The 18,448-nt window shown below is 44.7% G+C and carries 14 protein-coding genes; 9 read left to right on the plus strand and 5 right to left on the minus strand.

What is annotated here, in order from left to right; genetic code table 11:
• Positions 1–832: 832 nt before the first annotated feature.
• Positions 833–2,035: a benzoate/H(+) symporter BenE family transporter gene (locus AB4Z50_RS33805; RefSeq protein ID WP_441886427.1), complete on the plus strand. Its 1,203-nt coding sequence runs from the start codon at positions 833–835 to the stop codon at positions 2,033–2,035.
• Positions 2,036–2,048: 13 nt separating this feature from the next.
• Here the strand turns inward: AB4Z50_RS33805 and AB4Z50_RS33810 are convergent, their stop codons facing one another.
• Both AB4Z50_RS33810 and AB4Z50_RS33815 read right to left on the minus strand, forming a co-directional pair.
• Complete coding sequence (locus tag AB4Z50_RS33810; RefSeq protein WP_441886512.1) at positions 2,049–2,561, minus strand: acyl-CoA thioesterase; 513 nt, start codon at positions 2,559–2,561, stop codon at positions 2,049–2,051.
• A gap of 139 nt (positions 2,562–2,700) precedes the next feature.
• Positions 2,701–3,363, minus strand: a complete 663-nt coding sequence (locus AB4Z50_RS33815; RefSeq protein WP_441886430.1) for an MBL fold metallo-hydrolase — start codon at positions 3,361–3,363, stop codon at positions 2,701–2,703.
• A gap of 166 nt (positions 3,364–3,529) precedes the next feature.
• On the opposite strand from AB4Z50_RS33815, the gene AB4Z50_RS33820 reads away from it, so the two are divergent.
• Together AB4Z50_RS33820 and AB4Z50_RS33825 are read left to right on the plus strand one after the other, a co-directional pair.
• A complete protein-coding gene (locus tag AB4Z50_RS33820; protein ID WP_076268987.1) occupies positions 3,530–4,132 on the plus strand; it encodes an RNA polymerase sigma factor in 603 nt (200 codons plus the stop codon).
• Positions 4,059–5,378 (plus strand): DUF4179 domain-containing protein, encoded by a 1,320-nt coding sequence (locus tag AB4Z50_RS33825; protein WP_441886433.1) that lies wholly within the window; start codon positions 4,059–4,061, stop codon positions 5,376–5,378. The genes AB4Z50_RS33820 and AB4Z50_RS33825 overlap by 74 nt, the downstream gene beginning before the upstream one ends.
• 113 nt (positions 5,379–5,491) lie before the next feature.
• Here the strand turns inward: AB4Z50_RS33825 and AB4Z50_RS33830 are convergent, their stop codons facing one another.
• Genes AB4Z50_RS33830 through AB4Z50_RS33840 form a run of 3 tightly spaced genes read right to left on the minus strand, consistent with a single transcriptional unit; the run spans position 5,492 to position 8,858 of the window.
• Positions 5,492–6,661, minus strand: a complete 1,170-nt coding sequence (locus AB4Z50_RS33830; RefSeq protein WP_441886436.1) for a glycoside hydrolase family 130 protein — start codon at positions 6,659–6,661, stop codon at positions 5,492–5,494.
• A 14-nt stretch (positions 6,662–6,675) separates the two neighbouring features.
• Entirely contained in the window at positions 6,676–7,887 is a 1,212-nt protein-coding gene (locus tag AB4Z50_RS33835) for an AGE family epimerase/isomerase (protein WP_441886439.1), read from the minus strand.
• The gene (locus tag AB4Z50_RS33840) at positions 7,884–8,858 is read right to left on the minus strand and encodes a glycoside hydrolase family 113 (protein WP_441886442.1); all 975 of its coding nucleotides are present in this window, start codon (positions 8,856–8,858) and stop codon (positions 7,884–7,886) included. The genes AB4Z50_RS33835 and AB4Z50_RS33840 overlap by 4 nt, the downstream gene beginning before the upstream one ends.
• 315 nt (positions 8,859–9,173) lie before the next feature.
• Between AB4Z50_RS33840 and AB4Z50_RS33845 the strand changes: the two genes are divergently transcribed.
• The 6 genes from AB4Z50_RS33845 (at position 9,174) to AB4Z50_RS33870 (ending at position 18,416) form a co-directional block, all read left to right on the plus strand.
• Positions 9,174–10,487: an ABC transporter substrate-binding protein gene (locus AB4Z50_RS33845; RefSeq protein WP_441886445.1), complete on the plus strand. Its 1,314-nt coding sequence runs from the start codon at positions 9,174–9,176 to the stop codon at positions 10,485–10,487.
• An 85-nt stretch (positions 10,488–10,572) separates the two neighbouring features.
• Positions 10,573–11,463 carry a carbohydrate ABC transporter permease gene (locus tag AB4Z50_RS33850; protein ID WP_441886448.1) on the plus strand — a complete coding sequence of 297 codons (891 nt, stop codon included), beginning with the start codon at positions 10,573–10,575 and terminating at the stop codon, positions 11,461–11,463.
• A 3-nt stretch (positions 11,464–11,466) separates the two neighbouring features.
• Positions 11,467–12,297 carry a carbohydrate ABC transporter permease gene (locus AB4Z50_RS33855; RefSeq protein ID WP_441886451.1) on the plus strand — a complete coding sequence of 277 codons (831 nt, stop codon included), beginning with the start codon at positions 11,467–11,469 and terminating at the stop codon, positions 12,295–12,297.
• An 81-nt stretch (positions 12,298–12,378) separates the two neighbouring features.
• A complete protein-coding gene (locus AB4Z50_RS33860) occupies positions 12,379–13,143 on the plus strand; it encodes a response regulator transcription factor (RefSeq protein WP_441886454.1) in 765 nt (254 codons plus the stop codon).
• A 140-nt stretch (positions 13,144–13,283) separates the two neighbouring features.
• Positions 13,284–15,089, plus strand: a complete 1,806-nt coding sequence (locus AB4Z50_RS33865; RefSeq protein ID WP_441886457.1) for an ABC transporter ATP-binding protein — start codon at positions 13,284–13,286, stop codon at positions 15,087–15,089.
• Positions 15,090–15,308: 219 nt separating this feature from the next.
• Positions 15,309–18,416 (plus strand): glycoside hydrolase family 2 TIM barrel-domain containing protein, encoded by a 3,108-nt coding sequence (locus AB4Z50_RS33870; RefSeq protein ID WP_441886460.1) that lies wholly within the window; start codon positions 15,309–15,311, stop codon positions 18,414–18,416.
• Positions 18,417–18,448 lie beyond the last annotated feature (32 nt).

The following is an 18,448-nucleotide window of genomic DNA, read 5'->3' on the forward strand; positions in this document are numbered from 1 at the left end:
AGCACGTATATGTTCTTACAGCGAGAGAAAAAGCTAGGTTTGTTGTCTGTAAGCACATATATGCGCTTATAGAGTAGCTGCGGCGTATGATCGAGGTGGGAAATGGAGCAATAAGCACATGTATGTTCTTACAGCGAGAGAAAAAGCTAGGTTTGTTGTCTGTAAGCACATATATGCGCTTATAGAGTAGCTGCGGCGTATGATCGAGGTGGGAAATGGACAAATAAGCACGTATATGTTCTTACAGCGAGAGAAAGGGCTAGGTTTGTTGTCTATAAGCACATATATGCGCTTATAGAGTAGCTGCGGCGTATGATCGAGGTGGGAAATGGAGCAATAAGCACATATATGTTCTTACAGCGAGAGAAGAAGCTAGGTTTGTTGTCTGTAAGCACAAATATGCGCTTATAGAGTAGCGGCGGCGTATGATCGAGGTGTGAAATGGAGCTGGAGCTCAGACAGAATGAACGTTTTCGGACCTATAACTTACGAACCTAGTAGCTCTTATTTTAACCTTTCGTAATGGATTAAAAGTGCAACGAACTACAGAATCRTTATTTCGAGAAAAATAGCTTATGACACCCAATTCAGCATGCTATAACGTTCATGAGGTTCGTTAAAACTTAAGTAAGCTAGTTTTCATCACAATAAGAATAATACAGTTCGTTAGAGAGTTGATCTTGGGATGTCTTGGGATGCCTTGATATGTTATGCGCAGAAATGGCTGAAAAAAGTTTGAGCAGTGGATGGGTACAAATTGCATAGAAACGGTTATACTTAAGCACTTGAACAACTCGGAAGCCATATTATTATACGATTAGGAAGCGATTTGATGATAAAAACCCAATCCAAGCTCAATCGGCAAAATGTGTTTACTGGTATATTATCTGCGATGCTGGCATGTACAGGCGGAGCCGTACTCATCGTTAGCAGCGCTGAAAAAGCAGGTTTTTCAACCTTAGAGCTCGTCGCGTGGCTGTTCGCCGTTTATTTTTTTGGCGGAGTGCTGAACATAGCTTTGACATTGATTTATAAGATTCCGTTTGGCGGCGCGCATTCGATAACCGCCGTTGCTTTCTTAAGCACTTCTGCGACACAGTTTACAGTGCAGGAGTTAGCTGGTGCGAGCATTATTTCCGGGATTATTATCGCTGTATTTGGTTTATCTGGTCTGTCTGATAAGTTGCTGGCTTTCCTGCCTAAGCCGCTTATGGATGCGATGCTTGCTGGTTTAATATTCAACCATATTGTAAAAATCGTTCCCGCGGTCAAGGATGCTCCTTTTGTCGGGTTCATGGCATTGGTCGGTTTTTTCTTATTTCCCCGTTTATTCAAGGGCTTTCCGCCGGTGCTCGGCGTCGTTTGCATGGGGCTGCTTGCGCTATGGATTGGCTACGATTTGCCTCCAATGGAGGTGCTGCCGTTTGCGCTGCCGCATGTGGTGAGCCCTGAGTTTTCGATTAATGGGCTGTTATCGTTAGCTATTCCTTTGTCGATACTCGTGCTTAGCAACGATTTGTTTGTAGCTTTGGCAGCACTTCGCAAAAATGGCTATGAGCCATCCGCTTCCAAGACGATTACGATAACTGGTTTTGCCACGACTGCTGTAGCGTTTCTTGGCGGTCATAGTGTAAATGTTGGCGGAATGATGAGTATGCTGTGCAGCAGCGAAGAAGCTGGTGCAAAGGAATCTCGTCCTTATGCAGCGATTGTCTCGGGTACATTAGTGGCGTTGTTTGGATTATTTGCTTGGAAGGTTATTGCTTTTATTAATATTCTTCCGTCTTCATTTATTTGGCTTCTAACGGGTTTTTCATTGATGGGGGTATTCATTCAAAGCCTTCAATCAGCTTTTTCGGAATCTGCCTACCGCTACTCAACGGCCTTTACATTTGCGATTGCGGTAGCGAATGTCGCCTTTCTCGGCGTTTCTGCGCCTGTTTGGTGCTTGGCAATCGGCATGGTTACGATGAAATTGCTGGGCGAGGGAACACGCAGCAACAGCAATGATGCTGTTCGTCAAAATAAACAGTAATAAAAGGGGACGATTATTCCCACGGAAACTTCGTCAGCAAAAAGTCTGCAAACTTTTTGCTCTCTTCTCTGCGCTGCTTCCTCATTGCCGTGCGATGCTCGGCCGTTTCATATAATTTAATTTCTTCTTCCGTTTCAGGGACAATACGAGGTACAAGTATTGTCTTATTTTCTTCATCAAGGGCAACGAAAGTAAGAAAAGAGGTAGCTGCTATTTTTCGCTCGCCGCTTCTTAAGTCTTCTCGTATCACTTTCACAAAAACCTCGATTGAACTTTTGCCCGTCCAAGTAACGAAGGACTCTAGGGAAACGGAATCTGTTGGCCGGATTGGATGCAAGAAATCAACGGAATCCGTCGAAGCGGTTACCGCGGTAACTCTGCATAATTTGGAAGCGGATATCGAAGCAATATCATCGATATAAGACATAAGTTTGCCGCCAAACAACGTATTATGATTGTTTACATCGGTTGGGAATACTCTCGAAACCTTAAAGGATCGCGTTTCTTTGACATATTTATTTTCCAAAGCATTCACACAACTTTCTAGAAAGTGGCTGATCTTTGGGTATTTTCTCCCCTTTATGGATAGGTTATGCTTCTAAAATAAAACTTAAAAGGGTTCCACATATAATGCTTGATTAGTATGTGGAACCCTTTATATATAGTTACTCTTGGCTGAGCTTTAACAACTGATCATTAACATTTTCGGTACTTAATCCCCCGTGATAACAAACGACGGATGCAATATCGAGGTCTACGTATTTTTTCAAAGAGAGACGAGCCTCTTTTATATCCGGTGTAGTCGGGACATGAATTCCCCCGAGATTACCGTCTACACTATACATTGAATCACCAGCAATGAGCGTTTTACTTTGCTTTAAATAAAGGCTAATATGGCCGGGAGTGTGCCCAGGCGTGTGAATGACCCGTATACCGCCGCAAAACGGCAGTTCTTGACCGTCGATCAGCGTATCGTCCACTCTGCCTTTCGGAGGATTCTCAAGGTGCCCGTCTTTTAAAAGCGGGATCTCTCCCTGAATATACGGCTTATCCGATTCATGCGCGTAAATTTTAATATGATGACCATACTCTTTCAAAATCTCAGGAAGGCAGCCTATATGGTCCATATCCTGATGCGTTAAAATGACAGCTTTTAGTTTGTCTAATGACACGCCTGCTTTTTCAATGGCTGCGCGTAAATCTTCGATTTGCCCTGGAAAACCTGTATCTATTAAAACAGCCATATCTTGATCCCACAAAAGAATGGGATGAATAATCGTTCCATGAAAATCTAGTTGAAGCATTTCTACACCCTTTGAAATCTCCATAATAGCGAGCCTCCGTAAAATTAGATTTATATGGATGTTATTATGCAGGTTTAGTTGATGTCAATATCTTCTAATAACATCTCAGTGACGTGGTAGTTGAGATTTTTTTTCGCAAAATGAACTTTAATAACCTCTGTGATCTCTTATCTATGAAAGGGGTGAGAACATGAATGTAAGCCGTCTTGTCAGACAAGCTCAAAAAGGCAACAAAGAAGCTTTATTACAACTAATCATAGCCGATCAGGACGCTTATTATCGTCTTGCCTACAGCTATTTGAGAAATGAGCATGACGCGATGGATGCCATGGCAGACATGATTGTTACGCTTTATGAAAAGCTGGATCAATTGCAAAAGAGCGAAGCCTTCTACAGCTGGAGCAAAACCATTCTCGTAAATCGTTGCAAAAAACTACTCCGCCAAAAAGAACGATTTGTTCCGCTGGGAGACGAGGGAGAATCGTCCTTTGCTGGATTAACTGAAGATAACCCTTATCGCAACACGGAGTCTGAGATGAACATGCAGGTGCTGCTTTCTAATCTAAATGCACAGCAGCGGGAAGCTATCGAGCTTCGCTACGTACATGATCTTCCGTATCAGACGATTGCGGACATGACCTGTTCGCCGATTGGAACAATCAAATCAAGAATTTCTCAAGGCATACAAAAACTGAAAGCGATGATCGGAGGGGATCGTAATGAAAACGATCGAGGAGAGATTACAGGAGCACAAACAGAGCTTGAATATCGTGCAGGCACCGTCAGGACTTGAGGACAGACTTCGCAATGCACTTGAGCATGTTCCCGCTAAGAAAAGAAAGTTAAATAGAGCGATGACATGGGTTGTCTCATCAGCTGCAGCACTCCTTCTGATTGTCGGAACTTATCAATATCCTGCATTCGCTTATTACGGAGGCAAGTTGTTTAACAAAATCGAGCTGAACTCTCTTAGCTTCTCTGAAGTGGCGGAGCAAGGCTACGGACAATCGGTTAACAAAAGCAAAACGCTAGATGACGGTACTGTCATTACCATCAACGGGGTTATTGCGGACGATAACGCTTTGCTTATGTATTATAGCATTGATAGACCTGAAGGCTCTGTATTTACTGACAATAGTTCACTGCGTTATAACGTAGGTCAAATGGAAGGGTTCTTGACGGATTCCGATCCCAAAGAAGGAAGCGGCAATTATAGCAAAGACGAGACCCAGTACGAGGGCGTCTATAAATTTGAACCGGTTAGCCCATTCTCCAGAACATTAACCGTTACATTTAGTGAATGGCTTGAAAATGGGGAACGTGCATCTTACCCCATCTCCTTCAAGTTTGAAGCGAATAAAGCGATGAAAAGCATGCTTAAAGAGGATATCTCAAAATCCGTTTCGGTCGATGAGGGATCGGTCCACTATGACGCCATCACAGCTTCACCTACTTCAACCATCGTAAAGGGACATTATGAAATGAATGATGGGGGATACCCGAGGTTCTCAGGTAAAACAAAGCTTTATGTAAATGGAACAGAAGTGAAATCATGGGGAATGCAGTCGGATCATTCGGGTGAAAAGGGCAAGGCGGCATTTGAACTTGAATTTGATGTGCTGCCAACAGACAAGCTGGAAACCATCGAGCTCGTACTTGAAAATTTTGCTGGCTATCAGAAAATAGAAGAACCGATCTCCTTAGCTTCACCATCAGATCTGTCCATAAAGATTGGGAATGAGAAGTTATGGATTCGCAGCGTCACAAAAACCGATACAGGTTATGATATCGTTATCGCCAGAAAACAATTTACAATCTTGGAAACGGAAAACTTATCTGTTCAATCGGGTGATACTGTAGTTCCTGTCTCATCCATTTCCTCATCACGCCCGTGGGATTTGAAAAATGGCAACATCTTGTGGGAGCAAACGTTTTCTTTTAACACAGAGGAGGAACCGGAACAGCTGCTGCTTAACGGATTTTCCTATATTAAAACATACGATAAGACCATCTCTATTCCTATGGATATCAAAAAGTAATTTGTTTCAAACAATAAATGAAAAAGGGCTTCCCAAAAGCAGAAATGCTGCTCTCTGGGAAGCCCTTTCTTATAGGCTGGAAAGACTAAAGTACCTTGTTATGGTGAAGCGGATTATAGCTGCATGTTGCGATCAATTAAAGCAATGCGCTGCTCTACACATGCGTAGGAGCGAAGCGGATCTTCCGGTGTGTTTAAGCAATAGTCGAGCAGTTGATCGATGGTAGTTGCAGCAACGTGACAGCGTGTGTCGGAGGAAGCGTAGTAAATATAGACGTTGCCGTTATCTTGTGCAATAACACCGTTGCAGAAAGCTACGTTCGATACGTCGCCGACACGTTCAATGCCTTCTGGCGCAAGCAAGTGGCCGCCTGGACGATGCGTTACTTTGTTAGGCTCCTGCAAGTCGGATAGGAATGCATAAAGTACATAACGCAAGCCAGCCGCAGTGTTGCGAACGCCGTGAGCAATATGAATCCAGCCTTTGTCCGTCTTAATTGGAGCGGGACCTTGACCGTTTTTCACTTCTTTAATTGTATGATAATGGCGTTCATCAATAATGATCTCACGCTCTACAACAGCGTTCTCGATCGTATCAGATAGTCCCCAGCCAATACCGCCGCCTGAACCCGTATCGATAAAGCCGTCCTGTGGACGAGTATAGAAGGCGTATTTTCCGTCTACAAATTCAGGGTGAAGCACGACGTTGCGCTGTTGGTTGGACGCTGTTTTTAGATCAGCAAGGCGCTCCCATTGCTTCAAATCCTTTGTTCTTACGATACCGCATTGTGCAATCGCGCTTGACAGATCTCCTTTTGGAGCGGAAGGATCTTTCCTCTCTGTGCAGAACAGACCATAAATCCAGCCGTCCTCATGTTGAACGAGGCGCATATCATAGACGTTAATATCGGGATCGCTTGTTTCTGGAAGCAAAATAGGGTGGTTCCAGAAGCGGAAACCATCAACGGGGCTGTCACTCTCTGCAATGGCAAAAAATGATTTGCGATCATTGCCTTCAACGCGCGCTACGAGATGGAATTTGCCATTTAAGAAGATTGCGCCTGGATTGAATACGCAATGAACACCGAGGCGCTCCATGAAATAAGGGTTCGTCTCAGGATTAAAATCATATTTCCAAATCAGCGGAGCATGTTCTGCTGTTAGAACGGGGTGTACGTAACGATCAAAAACGCCGTTGCTAACTTCTGCAGGCTCGTTTTTACGCTGTACGAGTGCCTCATAACGGTCCGTTAGCATTTGCTTGCGTTCATTAAATTTACTCATTGAATAAACCTCCATTAGTGTGAAGTTGCTTTACCAGACAAGCGTTCGATCATTTCAAAGCATGCGCGACCATTATGATAAGGGCATTTCCAAGGGCTGACCTTTTGTAAATTGTCGCTTGGAGCTCCAACGCGAGTTACGCTCCAGTGCCATTCGCCAAACTGTTTGTCGACGATAAAATTTTCAATGAACTGCCAAGATTTCAAGGCAGCCTCAAGGTATTTCTCATCGCCCGTCATTTGATAAGCATTATAGAAACCAACAACAGCCTCTGCTTGCGGCCACCAATCCTTGTGCGAATCGATGATCCCATCAGGACCTGCCTCATTAAGAAGACCGCCGTCCTCGTCAACGCCTTCATTCAGCGTCGCATTTGCCATTCGAATGGCGATCGCTTTGGCTTCAGCCAGCAATGCTGCATCTCCAAGCACCTCAGCCGCCTCGACTAGCAGCCAGCTGCCCTCGATATCGTGACCGTAAGAAATGTGCTCAGATCTGCCGTTCCATTTTTCATCGAAGAAAAGGATAAAGTGCGCGTTATCTGGGTTAATAATATGTTTTATTGTGATTTCGATTAGTTCTTTCAGCTTGGCTTGCAGCACATCCGACTTCCATACCCGGTAAAGGTTCGTATAACCCTCCATGATGTGGAGATGAGTATTCATGGATTTCTTCTCATTCAAATCCTTTTCACTCAAGCTATTATCGTCGGTTTCCAGCCACTCGCGTGTAAGAGCCTCGAAATAACCTTTATATTGCTCATCGTAGCTATATTTCTCAAGCGTATGAAATAGTGAGATCGCTTTCTGAAGCGCAGCTTCATTTCCGGTAGCGCGGTAATACTCGGAGTAAGCATAAATAGCAAAGGCTTGGCCATATACTTGCTTTTTCGTTTCGGCTGGGCTGCCAGCTGCGTCGACCATCCAGTATAATCCGCCGTATTCTTGATCTACAAAGTATTTATTTACATATTGATAGGCACGGTCAGCCATCTCGAGATAAGCTTCATTGCCAGTCATGCGATAAGCGGAGGCAAAGGTCCACAAGATACGTGTGTTAAGCACCAGGCTTTTGCCAGCTTCATCGTTAACGGTTAGATCTCTGCTGATATGGCCGTAGAAACCGCCTTTTTGCTCATCGATCGTATGCTTCATCCAAAAGCCGAGAATGTTAGATTCCAGCTCCTGCTTGATGCTTGCCAGCCACTGCTCGTTAGTTACGTTCATTCGCCCAACCCTCCGTCACTCGATTCAGCTATTTTGGCTGCATAATATTGACGAACCGTTTGTTCTGCTTGCTTGCCATACATACAATAATCGTCGTTAGCACTAGCATCGGTCTCTTCATATAGTCTCGCCGGCCAATCCCAAAGCATAAAGCCGCCAACCCAATCACGTTTGTCCGTATGGGAGAACATCGTCTCGTAGAACTGACGCTGAACCTCTTCGCTGGGCGCGCCGGCAAGTCCCCAATCGTTCGGAATATACTGCGAGCCTTCGCGGCTAGGACAGCCTGCTTCCATGAAGAAAAAAGGCTTGTCGTATTCGGATACGACCTTTTCAATTCGGTTCAGCTGCTCTTCCCAAGTATCGATAGGGTAGTAGCCGCTGGAAGAAATGACATCAACAGCATCCCACCATTTAATTTGGCCTTCTTGATATTTGTCACAGTTGTACGTAACGATGCCGGAATAAACTTTGCGAACTTCTGCGATGAGCTCACGCCATTCCGTTTCTCTGCGATCGGTTTGAACCATTTCGCATCCAACACAAAACATTTCGCAACCTGTTTCTTCGGCAATTTTGGCATAGTGCAAAATGAATGTGGTATACGAAGCGAACCAGTCAGACCATTTTGGCTCGCAAGGCACATCGAGTTCAAAGAAATTAATATGAGCACGCCATGTGCCATCCGCACAATTGACGACCGGCTTCAAACAAACGTTAAGGCCTAGTTCTTTCGCTTTGTGAATGGCACTAAGAACTTCCTCATCGGTAACCGTAGGCGCCTCGCGAAACTTAATTTCGGTGGAGTGGGCATGATCTTGAAGTGCGCCAAGTGCAATAGCTGTCCAGTTCACGCTTAACCGCTCGGCCATTAATTCCATCGAACGATCCGCTTTTTCGCCAGTCCATGTGCCTCGAATGCCTGTCCAGCCCCATGTCATTCCGCCAATATAGGCTGCTTTAGTTGTCATTGGAGTCGCCTCACTTTATATTTGGTATTTTTGTTATTGCTAATAATATTTTTGTTATATAACAAGTAAACATGATTCTAGTCTTGTTTACAATACCTTTCTTGAACAGCAAGCAACCTTATAAAATTGCTTCATTTAATAACGCAGAAAGCGGCGTGTATATGCACAATAATGAGTGATCATGCGTAAAATAGCGTTTTCACAAAATGACAGTTGAAGACTATAAATCATATTTTAAACCATTTTAGAACCACATTTTATGAGGTATTATCGAAATGTAAGCGGAATCAAAACGAGCTGAGGGGGATTTAGAAAATGAAAAAAGTCATTTCGTTAGCACTTGTTTCTGTAGTTATGCTAACATCGTTAGCTGCATGTGATGGAAATAACGCAAGCACGAATACACCTACGAACAAGCCGAGCACGGATAACAACGCAACAAACAAACCGGAAAACGGTGGAACAGAAGAAGCATCAACGATAAAAGGTGAAGTCGTATTCTTAACAAACCGTACCGACATGATTGACAAACAGTACGTCGATTACGAAAAACGTTTTGAAGACAAATATCCTGGTGTCGATCTTAAATTTGAAGCCATAACGGACTATGATAAAACGTTGAAAATCCGCATCGCTTCCGGAGACTTCCCTGATGTCGTATTTGTACCGACTATTCCAAACGCAGAGCTGCCTAATTATTTCGCTCCGCTTGACGACATTGCTTTCTCAGGTGAAATTCACTTCAAGGATTTGAAAGCGCAAGAAGGCAAAATGTATGGTGTATCTTCCGGCGGATCGACAGTCGGTATCGTATACAACAAGAAAGCTTTCGAGAAAGCAGGCATTACAGCTCTTCCAAAAACATACGACGAATTTCTAGCTGCATCGCAAAAGCTTAAAGACGCAGGCATCGTGCCGCTTGCATCAAACTTCAAAGATAAATGGCCGCTTGATACTTGGGTATACGATGTTCCAACGCTAATCGGCGGAGCTTCTGATCATCAAAACAAACGTGCTGAATCTGAAACACCGTACACGCTTGATAATGCATACGGCAAATCATGGGGAATTCTTCGTGAGCTGTATACAAAAGGTTTCCTGGAAACAGACGTGAACTCGACGAACTGGGAGCAATCGAAAAAAGACGTAGCAACCGGCAAATTCGGTATGTATCTGCTTGGCAACTGGGTAATTAACCAAGTAATCGAAAACGGCGCTCCTGCTGAGGACATTGGCTTCTTCCCATTCCCGGTCGACAACACTGGCGAAGCGAAAGCACCGCTTAACCCGGATTTCTTCTATGCAGTTAACAAAAACGGCAATGTTGAAGCAGGCAAAGCATTCGTACAATGGATGATCGAAGAATCCGGTTATGATGATTTCGCAGGTTTCATTCCTACTTTGAAAGCCAAAGAATCGAAGCTTCCACAGCTTTCGGAATTCAACAGCTTTACCCCTAAATTTTTCGAGCCAGCTGCACCAGTAGATGCAGCGACAGAAATTCAAAACAAAGCGCAGCTTGATCAAGCTGCAGTTGTACAAGAATTCGTATTAGCTAAAGACCCGCAAAAGGTATTGGATAAAGTGAACACAGCGTGGGCGAAAGCGAAAAAAGATTTAGGATTGTAAGGGCTGCGTGCAGGATGGGTAACCTTAACGGTTGTCTATCCTGCACCTTCCGATTAGAAAGACGCAGGGAGGATGGGGTTGTCTCATGTTTAGCAGATTGCCTTTTAAAACACAGAAGAACTATGTCATTATTGGCTTCGTCGCATTGCCGCTGCTGCTGCTGCTGACATTCGCCTATTATCCGGCAATGGAACTCATTCGATTAAGCTTTACGAGCTGGGACGGCTTAAGTCAAAACAAACCATGGATTGGTTGGTCGAACTACAAAGAAGTATTTTCAAATCCAGCTATATTTGGCGTCTTCAAACATAACTTTGCCTATTTCGCTGTTGGAATCGTACAAAATATCGCCGCGATTTATTTCGCAGTGGTGCTGAACAGCAAGCTGAAGGGGAAAAACTTTTTCAGGCTGCTGCTTTTTTTACCGTACATCCTAAATGGCGTTGCTGTAGCATACTTATTCGGTTACGTATTCGATACGACAAACGGATCATTAAACTATTTGCTAGGGCAGCTCGGCTTTGATGCACTCTCCAAAACAAGCTGGCTTGGCAGTGRCTCTTTTGTAAACTATACGCTTGCTTCTATTGGCTTCTGGCGCTTTATGGGCTTCAATATGGTCATTTATTTGGCGGCGCTTCAATCGATTCCAAGTGATATTTACGAATCGGCATCGATTGACGGGGCAAACGGCTGGCAAAAATTTATTAGCATCACGCTGCCGAATATTTACAAAATTATCGAGCTCAATTTGTTCCTAACGGTCACCGGCGCTTTAGAGGTGTTTGATCTGCCTTATATTTTAACCAAGGGCGGGCCGGCAGGATCGAGTGAAACCTTCGTTATGAAAATTGTTGAGACCGCCTTTCAGTTCAACAACTATGGCTTGGCATCCGCAATGAGCGTCGTCTTGTTACTCTTTGTTGTCATTGTATTATCGATTCAGCGGTTTTTGTTGAAAGGAAAGGGGGAATAATCGATGAATAAATCCAATAAGCTTTGGGACACAATCAAGTATTTAAGCCTACTATTGGCTGCGTTTGCGATTTTGTTCCCGCCTTATATCATCGTCGTCAACGCCTTTAAGACGAAGGATGAATTTCACACGAAATCGACGATCTCCATGCCGGATAGCTTTCTCTATTTTAAAAACTTTGCGCAAGCCTTCAAGCAGGCGGATATGCTCCATGCGTTCGGGAATACGCTGTTTATTATCGCGATCACGCTAATTTTGAACATATTGATCGGATCGGCATTCTGTTATGCCGTTGGGCGCTTCAATTTCAAATTTAAAGGCCCGTTAGTCGGCTTGTTCCTATTCGCCACGATTATTCCAGCGATTACAACGCAAGTCGTCAACTACAAAACGATTCAGGCGCTTGGCTTAACGAATAATTTGATGGGACCTGTACTAATCTATGTAGGCGCAGATATTTTGCAAATCTACATTTATCTGCAATTCATTAGAAATATCCCTTATGAACTAGATGAAAGCGCGATGATCGAAGGTGCTTCATTGATTCGTATTTTCCGCTCCATCATCTTCCCGCTGCTTGCGCCAGCGACAGCGACAATCATTATTTTGAAAACAATCAGCATCTATAATGACATGTTTATTCCGCTCCTATATCTGCCTAGGGCCGAACATGTCGTCGTATCAACGTCACTCATGCGCTTCTTCGGGGTCAACAGCGGGGACTGGCAAATGATATCCTCAGCCATTCTTATCATTATGATTCCTACCGCAATTCTTTATGTGTTCTTGCAAAAATATATTTTCGCGGGTGTGACAAGCGGTGCGGTTAAATAAACCGTCCGCTTTCTTTTCATTGCAGATGTACCGATTTTAGCACAAACTAGAAGAGGAACACGCGGGGAGGAGCGAGCAGGATTGTTGAACATTATGATCGCGGATGATGAAGAATTCATAAGGCTGGGTCTAGAAAAAATATTAACGAAAATGGATTTGGACATCAAAGTTATCGGCTCCTACAGCAACGGAATGGACGCTTGGGCGCAAATTTCGAAGCTCAGTGAAGGCGAGCTGGATGTGCTGATTACTGATATAAAGATGCCGATGATGGACGGTTTGCGTCTAATTGAGCACTTGCGCGATAAGTCGATTGATACGATTGTGCTCAGTGGATTTAGTGAATTTGAATATGCACGCAAGGCTCTTCGCTCTGGCGTGCGGGATTATTTGCTCAAGCCGGTGGACAAGGTGAACTTGTACGACATACTGGTTAAGATTGAGCAGGAGCGCAGCGAAAACGGGCAAACACCGGAATCAACGGTATCTGCTCCAGCACAAGAGACGATCTCGAAGGAAAAAGAGCATCATGTTATTGAGCAAATGAAAACGATTTTGGAGCAAGAATACGGCAAAAACTTCGAAATGGAGCGTATCGCTGACACCGTCGGCATGAGCGCCAATTATTTGAGCCGCTTATTTAAGCAGGAGACGGGCATGACGCTGACAGACTATTTGATCGATATTCGGATAGAGAAGGCAAAGCAGTTTTTGAGCGATCATCCAAATTTGAAAAATTACGAAATATCACAGCTGGTCGGCTATAGTGATCCAGTTTACTTTAACAAGCTTTTTAAGAAAATGGTCGGTGAAACGCCTAAGGATTATAAAGCTAAGCACCACTAGTATTAAAGAGCAAAATTGAATATAAGAAGTGCAATATCGCACATTTACAGGAAGGTGGAATGAGCGTAAGATGATGCGGTAGCTTGCCGGATTTAGAATGGTTGGACAGCATGCAGAGCTGCAGAAGGATGGAGAGAGAAATGTCAGAGAGGGTTGTGAAAACTCAGCTTGGTGCTGCAAAGGGACTAGCGAGCACATTTGAAAACGCGGCACTAGAGGAAAATGTCAGCCCGTTGAAGTTTTTATTGTCATTATACAAAGGCAACTTTGCCAATCTATTGATTTCATTATTATTTTTGTTTATCAAAAGCGCGCCCGTTTATGTGCTGCCCATTGTAACGGCAAATATTATCAACATTGCAACGAATCCAGCAAAATATCCGCTAAGCGGCATTTGGATTAACTTTGTTATTATTTTGATCGTCATCCTGCAGAACATACCAACCCACGCCGCTTACATTTCTTTTTTGAGCCGTGCGGTAAGATATGTAGAAGCGGGACTTCGCAGCGCGCTTGTGCGCAAGCTGCAGCAGTTGTCCATCAATCAACACAGGGAACTGCCTGCGGGCAAGCTGCAATCGAAGGTGCTGCGAGATGTCGAAGCGGTTGAGATGATGTCAAAGCAGTTTATGATTGCTTTGGCGCCGGCTGTCGTTAACATTATTGTATCGTTTATTATAACGCTGAACAGCAGCTGGATTGTGTCTTTGTTTTTTATACTGACCATTCCAATGTCCATAACGATCGTAACGATTTTCAGGCGCAAAATCCGTAAGTCGAACAAGGAATTCCGTAAAGAAATAGAACACATGTCCTCTCGCGTGTCAGAGATGGTCGAGATGATTCCGATTACGCGCGCACACGGCTTGGAGAAGGTTGAGATCGCACGTATTGACCAGACGCTGAACAACATTCAAGGCAAAGGATATCGGCTGGATTTGGTGGAGGCGTATTTTGGCTCAACAAACTGGGTGACGTTTCAAATTTTTCAGGTGCTTTGTTTAATTTTCACGGCATACTTAGCTTACAATGGGCAAATTCAGGTTGGCGACGTCGTTATGTACCAAGGTTTTTTTGCGATGATTTTGGCTTCCGTTACTGGTCTCATTAACATTTATCCGCAAATTGCAAAAGGTCTTGAATCGATTCATTCCATTAAAGAGATTTTGGTATCGACCGATATTGAAAATAATAGCGGAAAAAGAAAAGTTGCCGATGTACGAGGCGAATTTTCTTTCGAGGGTGTAGAGCTTTCATATCCGGGCAGTGAACATCATGTGCTTGAGGATGTTACCCTCGAAGTTGATGCAGGCGAATGTATCGCATTTGTTGGCGCATCCGGCGCAGGCAAATCAACAGTGCTCAATCTAGTTATCGGCTTCCTGCAGCCAACGGGCGGGAAAGTAATGATGGACGGCATTGATTTGGCAGATATTGATCTGCGCAGTTATCGCAAGCATCTGGCTGTCGTGCCGCAAACGAATATTTTGTTCTCAGGTACGATTCGAGACAATATTACGTATGGCCTTCGCGATATTACCGATGAACAAGTGAATCGTGTTGTTGAGATGGCTAATCTATCCGAATTTATCGGGCAGCTGCCGGACGGCCTCGATACAATGGTTGGCGAACATGGCGGCAAGTTGTCTGGCGGCCAGCGTCAGCGGATTGCGATTGCACGTGCGCTTGTACGCGAGCCAAAAATTATTATTTTGGATGAAGCCACCTCCGCACTCGACAACGAGTCAGAATTTCATGTTCAGAAGGCGATGCAGGAGCTGATTAAAGGCCGCACGACATTTATTGTCGCTCATCGCCTGTCGACGATTCGTGATGCAGATCGTATTGTCGTCATGAAGCATGGACGTATTGTTGAGGTCGGCACTTTCGATGAGCTGATGGCAAGCAAAGGCGAGTTTTATAATTTGAAGCAGCTGCAGCTCTAGGAGAGGCAGATCTGCTTCTGATATGGCGGTTAAGGCTGATCGGGTGTTTTTGCCCCGGTCAGCTTTTTTTTGGCTTTACGCTTCCAATCACGAGCGCCGTTTGTATCGTAATGTTCATATTTTTATAGAAGATATGAAAATTGTTTTATGATATGAGAAATAGCAATGCCTTATAATGTGAATATCATATCCATTAAAAGTGATGAGGTGCTTGATTTTATGCGAAAAAAGCTAGTATATACGACGCCGGCCAACGGTTACCCGGAGTGGAACAATAACCCTGAAATTTATCGGTTGAACCGAATGGATGCGCATGCTTCGTTAATGCCCTTCGATACGATAGAGGAGGCATGGGGTGGCGATCATAACAAGTCTTCGAATTATTTGTCGCTGAACGGCCAGTGGAAATTTGCGTTTGCAGCGAATGCCGAATCACGAATCACCAACTTTTATGAAGCCGATTATGATCATAGCCAGTGGGACAGCATTACGGTTCCTGCGCATTGGCAGCTGCAGGGCTATGATTATCCGCAATATACGAATGTTAGATATCCTTGGGATGGCAACGAGGACATAAAGCCGCCGTTTGCCCCTACTGCATATAATCCAGTTGGTTCATATGCTCGTACTTTTACAGTACCTTCCGAGTGGGATGGTAAACCTGTATTTATCAGCTTCCAAGGTGTGGAATCGGCTTTCTATGTATGGCTGAACGGAGAGCTTGTTGGTTTTAGCCAAGATACGTTTACACCTTCTGAGTTCGATCTAACCCCATACCTTGCAGACGGAGAGAATAAGCTGGCCGTAGAGGTTTATCGGTGGAGCGACGCAAGCTGGCTGGAGGATCAGGATTTTTGGCGAATGAGCGGTATTTTCCGAGATGTCTATTTGTACTCCACTCCTGAGGCGCATATCTATGATTATTTTGTACATACAGAGCTTGATGAGCAGTGCCTTGACGCAGAGCTGATTGTTGATGCGAAGCTGCTTAACTATTTTGTAAGGCCAATTGGCAAAATAACGTTGGAGGCAGCGCTGTATGATGTGAATCGGGCAGCCGTATTTCCAAGCCCGCTGACGATCCAGACGCAGGTGGAAGGCGAGGAGCTCACTTCTGTTCAACTGCGCGCCGCTGTTTCAAATCCGCTCAAATGGAGTGCTGAGCAGCCGAATTTATATACGTTAATACTTAGCTTGAAATCAGAGGACGGCACGCTGCTTGAAGCGATAAGCTGCAAGGTCGGTTTCCGCAAGTTTGAGATTAAAGATGGGCTGATGCAAATCAATGGACGCCGGATCATGTTCAAAGGGGTAAATCGTCACGAATTCTCATGCGATTCAGGCCGCGCAATTAATGAAGCGGATATGCGCAAAGATATTGAACTGATGAAGAAATATAATATCAATGCCGTCCGCACTTCACATTATCCGAACAACTCGCTCTGGTACAAACTTTGTGATGAATATGGGCTGTATGTCATTGATGAGACGAATCTGGAAACGCATGGTTCTTGGACTTATGGACAGAAGGAGCTTGGTAGGGCGGTGCCTGGAAGCAGACCGGAATGGACAGGGGCTGTGCTCGATCGCTGCAATTCGATGCTGCAAAGAGACAAAAACCATGCGTCTATCGTCATCTGGTCGCTTGGGAATGAAGCATTTGGCGGAGACAATTTCATAAAAATGCATGATTTTTTACGTGAAGCTGATCCATCGCGCGTCGTTCATTATGAGGGAGCGTTTCACTACCGCGAATCGGATGCTGCTTCTGATATCGAAAGCCATATGTACACCAGCCCTCAGGGCGTTGAACAGTATGCGAGAAGCAATCCGAAAAAACCTTATATTTTATGCGAATACAGTCATGCGATGGGCAATTCCTGCGGGGGCTTGCATGTGTATTGGGAAGTTTTTGAGAAGTATCCTGTGTTGCAGGGCGGATTCATATGGGATTGGATCGATCAAGCCATTCGAGTAACAGACGAGAGCGGCACAGTGAAAATGATGTATGGAGGCGACTTTGGAGAATCGCCGCATGATGGTAATTTTTGCGGCAACGGCCTTATTTTCGCAGATCGTACAGTGTCGCCTAAGCTTCAAGAGGTGAAGAAGGTATACCAAAATGCTAAGTTTGAAGCGATTGATCTGAAGAATGGCACCATTAAGGTGACCAATCGTCATCTATTCAGCGCTTTAAATAGCTTTACACTTGCTTGGGAAATAGCGATTAACGGTGTTTCTGTGGAGGCAGGCACGGTAGAAGCTGCCGCACAACCGGAGAGTGAGGAAACGTTAACGATTCCTTATACGCTGCCTAAGCTTTCTTCCATTTCGGAAGAGGCAGTATTAACGGTAAAGCTGCTGCTGAAGGAGCAAACTCTGTGGGCAGAAGCGGGTCATGAAATCGCGTTTGAGCAATTTGTGCTGCCTGCGCCTATTGAGCTGATTATTGGTCTTGTACCAGCAAAGCCTGCTGTTCATGCTGAACAGTCGGCAACGGCGCTTCACGTAAGCGGCGAAAGCTTCACTGCGCAATTTGATCTAGCAAACGGCAGTCTTACTTCCTACGAATGGAATGGCTCAGAGCGGTTATTGCAAGGATTGACTCCGAACTTCTGGCGTGCATACACAGATAATGATCGCGGCAATCAGCAGCATATGCGCTGTGCAACATGGCGTGAAGCGGGGACAGAGCGCGTTCTGCAAGCGATGACTTGGGAGCTTGAGGCAAGCAGTGCAACAATTAATGTGCAGTATAGCTTGCCTACTACAACGGAATCCATGTTGTCGTTAATTTACAAAGTAAATGCAGATGGTGAGATCAATGTATACGAGAAGCTGCAGCCTGGGGCGGATTTACCGGAAATTCCGGAAATCGGCATGCTCTTCCAGATGCCAGCATCATTTGATCAAGTAAGCTGGTATGGCAAAGGCCCAGACGAGACGTATTGGGATCGCCAAACGGGAGGCAAGCTTGGGCTTTACGCTGGCAGCGTTCAGGATCAGCTCGTATCGTATATCAGGCCACAGGAATGCGGCAATAAGATGGACGTTCGCCATGCTGCGGTTACGAATGCAAAGGGTGAGGGTATCGTGCTGAAGGGTGCGCCACATTTTGAATTAAATGTACTGCCTTATACGCCATTTGAGCTGGAGGCGCATGATCATATTCATCTGCTGCCACCAAGCAACAAAACGGTTGTACGCGTCAACCATAAGCAAACTGGCGTGGGCGGACATGACAGCTGGGGACAGCTTCCAGAGAAGGAATACATTCTGTTTGCGAACCAAGCATACTCCCATCAGTTTTCAATTAAAGGGGTTTAAAATAAAAAGAGGCTTGTCTTCCGTCTGCTGAC

It is taken from the genome of Paenibacillus sp. 2TAB26 (assembly GCF_052115145.1).
In the GTDB taxonomy this organism is placed as follows: domain Bacteria; phylum Bacillota; class Bacilli; order Paenibacillales; family Paenibacillaceae; genus Pristimantibacillus.